At 66.8% G+C, this 3277-nt stretch carries 1 protein-coding gene; it reads left to right on the forward strand.

Annotated features, from left to right (window positions below; genetic code table 11):
* Positions 1 to 3237: pyruvate carboxylase (locus AC5RWT_RS35940; protein WP_494084392.1), on the forward strand; the 3237-nt coding region annotated here is incomplete at its 5' end.
* Between the last annotated feature and the right edge of the window lie 40 nt (positions 3238 to 3277).

Here is a 3277-nt window from a genome sequence, read left to right on the forward strand (position 1 = left end):
GAGATCATCCGGGTAGCCAAGGAATCCGGAGCGGACGCCATCTACCCGGGTTACGGGTTCCTGTCCGAGAACCCGGAGTTGGCCCGTGCGGCTGCAGATGCCGGCATCGCCTTCGTTGGTCCGAAGGCCGAGGTGTTGGAACTGGCCGGGCATAAGGTCCGCGCTTTGCAGGCAGCCCGCAAGGCAGGCATCCCGGTGCTGAAGTCCACCGAGCCCAGCGCGGACACCGACAAGTTGCTGGCCGAGGCCGAGGAGATCGGCTTTCCCATCTTCGTCAAGGCGGTGGCCGGCGGCGGCGGGCGCGGCATGCGCCGGGTCGACAAGCCGAAAGACCTTCCGGAGGCACTGGCTGCAGCCATGCGCGAAGCCGATACGGCTTTCGGTGATCCCACCGTGTTCCTGGAGCAGGCGGTGCTGAGGCCGCGACACATTGAGGTGCAGATCCTGGCCGACGGGCAGGGCAACGTCATGCACCTGTTCGAACGTGACTGCTCGCTCCAGCGGCGGCACCAGAAGGTCATCGAGATCGCCCCGGCGCCCAACCTCGACGAGAACATCCGCCAGGCGCTGTACAGGGATGCGGTCACGTTCGCCGAAACGCTGGGCTACACCAATGCCGGCACGGTCGAATTCCTCGTGGACACAGTGGGCGAACGCGCCGGACAGCACGTCTTCATCGAAATGAACCCCAGGATCCAGGTGGAACACACCGTGACCGAGGAGATCACCGACGTCGACCTGGTGCAGTCACAGCTGCGCATCGCCGCCGGCGAAACCCTGGCCGACCTGGGCTTGTCCCAGCAGGCTGTTTCCATCAACGGAACCGCCATGCAGTCCCGGATTACCACCGAAGATCCCGCCAACGGCTTCCGACCCGACGTTGGCAAGGTCACTGCCTACCGCTCCGCTGGCGGCGCAGGTGTCCGGCTGGACGGCGGAACCATCTACACCGGTGCCGAAATCAGTCCGCACTTTGATTCGATGCTGGTCAAGCTCACCTGTCGCGGCCGCGACTTTGCGACGGCGGCCGCCCGCGCCAAGCGCGCGCTGGCGGAGTTCCGGATCCGTGGTGTTTCCACGAACATCGCGTTCCTGCAGGCGGTCCTGGAGGACCCGGATTTCCTGGCAGGCAATGTAGCTACATCCTTCATAGACGAGCGGCCGGAACTTCTGAAGGCCCGTGTCTCGGCCGACCGCGGCACCAAACTGCTCACCTGGCTGGCGGATGTGACTGTCAACAAGCCGCACGGCGAGCTGCCCGTGGCCGTCGCGCCGGTGGATAAACTGCCGGAGCCGGCCCGGCAGGCGCTGGAGGCCACCGGTTCGCTGGCCACCGTTCCGGCCTCAGGTTCGCGGCAGCGGCTTCAGCAGCTGGGCCCGGAGGGGTTCGCGGCCGCGCTGCGGGCCCAGACTGCCGTGGCCGTGACCGATACCACGTTCCGCGACGCCCACCAGTCGCTGCTGGCCACCCGCGTGCGCACCAAGGACCTGCTCAACGCGGCCCCTGCTGTATCGGCCCTGACCCCGCAGCTGCTCTCGGTGGAGGCCTGGGGCGGGGCAACGTACGACGTCGCGCTGCGGTTCCTGGGCGAAGATCCGTGGGAGCGGCTGGCGGCACTGCGTCAGGCGATGCCGAACATCTGCCTGCAGATGCTGTTGCGGGGACGGAACACGGTCGGGTACACCCCGTACCCGGAGGAAGTGACCACCGCGTTCGTCCGGGAAGCGGCCGCAACCGGGATCGACATCTTCAGGATCTTCGATGCGCTCAACGACGTGTCCCAGATGGAACCGGCCATCCGGGCGGTGCGGGAGACGGGAACTGCGGTGGCCGAAGTAGCGCTTTGCTACACAGGTGACCTGATGGATCCGGCGGAGGACCTGTACACGCTGGACTACTACCTGGATTTGGCCGGACGGATCGTCGACGCGGGGGCGCACATTCTGGCGATCAAGGACATGGCCGGCCTGCTGCGTCCCGCTGCCGCCGCGAAGCTGGTGTCGGCGCTGCGCGAGCGTTTCGAACTGCCGGTCCACCTGCACACCCACGACACTGCCGGTGGCCAGCTGGCCACGCTGCTGGCTGCCGCCGATGCGGGCGTGGACGCCGTCGATGTCGCCAGCGCCGCCATGGCCGGTACTACCAGCCAGCCGTCCATGTCTGCGCTCGTCGCAGCTCTCGCCCACACCGGGCGCGACACCGGTTTGGACCTGAAAGCGGTGGGTTCGCTGGAGCCGTACTGGGAAGCGGTCCGCCGCGTGTACGCTCCCTTCGAGTCGGGCTTGCCGGGGCCCACCGGCCGTGTCTACGCGCACGAAATCCCCGGCGGCCAGCTCTCCAACTTGCGGCAGCAGGCCATCGCGCTTGGTCTCGGAGAGCGCTTTGAAGCCATCGAGGACATGTACTCTGCGGCCGACAAGATCCTGGGGCGCTTGGTGAAGGTGACCCCGTCGTCCAAGGTGGTGGGAGACCTCGCCCTGCAGCTGGTCGGAGCCAATGCTGATCCGGGGGATTTCGCAGCCGATCCGGGCAAGTACGACATTCCCGATTCAGTGATCGGCTTCCTGGCCGGCGAATTGGGCGATCCGCCCGGCGGCTGGCCGGAGCCGTTCCGCACCAAGGCCTTGGAAGGGCGCAACGTCAAGCCGCGCAACGAAGAGCTGACCGCCGAGGAATCGGCGGCACTGGCGGCGGATCCTGCCACCCGGAGGGCGACGCTGAACCGGCTGCTGTTTGCCGGCCCGGCCAAGGAGTTCGAGAAGACCCGGGAGATGTACGGTGACGTGTCCGTGCTGGACACGCTGGACTACCTGTACGGGCTGCAAGCGGGATCCGAACACGTGATCGAGCTCGAAAAGGGCGTCCGCCTGATCGCCATGCTGGGAGCCATCTCCGAACCGGACGAGAAGGGCATGCGCACCGTGCATTGCACTCTCAACGGCCAGCAGCGCAACGTCACGGTCCGCGACCGGAGCGTCGAATCCGAAGTCAAGGTCGCGGAAAAGGCCGACCCCGCCCAACCCGGGCACGTGGCGGCTCCGTTCGCCGGCGCCGTCACCGTCATCGTCAAGGTCGGGGACGTCATCAAGGCCGGCGACACGGTGGCCACCATCGAAGCCATGAAGATGGAAGCCGGGATCACCGCTCCTGCCGGGGGCACAGTCACGCGGTTGGCTATCTCCGCAGTTGAGCAGGTCCAGGGCGGAGACCTGCTCATGGTCATCGACCCGGCGTAGCCCGGAACCTTTTCAGGACCAGCTGCCAGAACAGCCAAGG

The organism is Arthrobacter sp. Dra40, assembly GCF_059091905.1.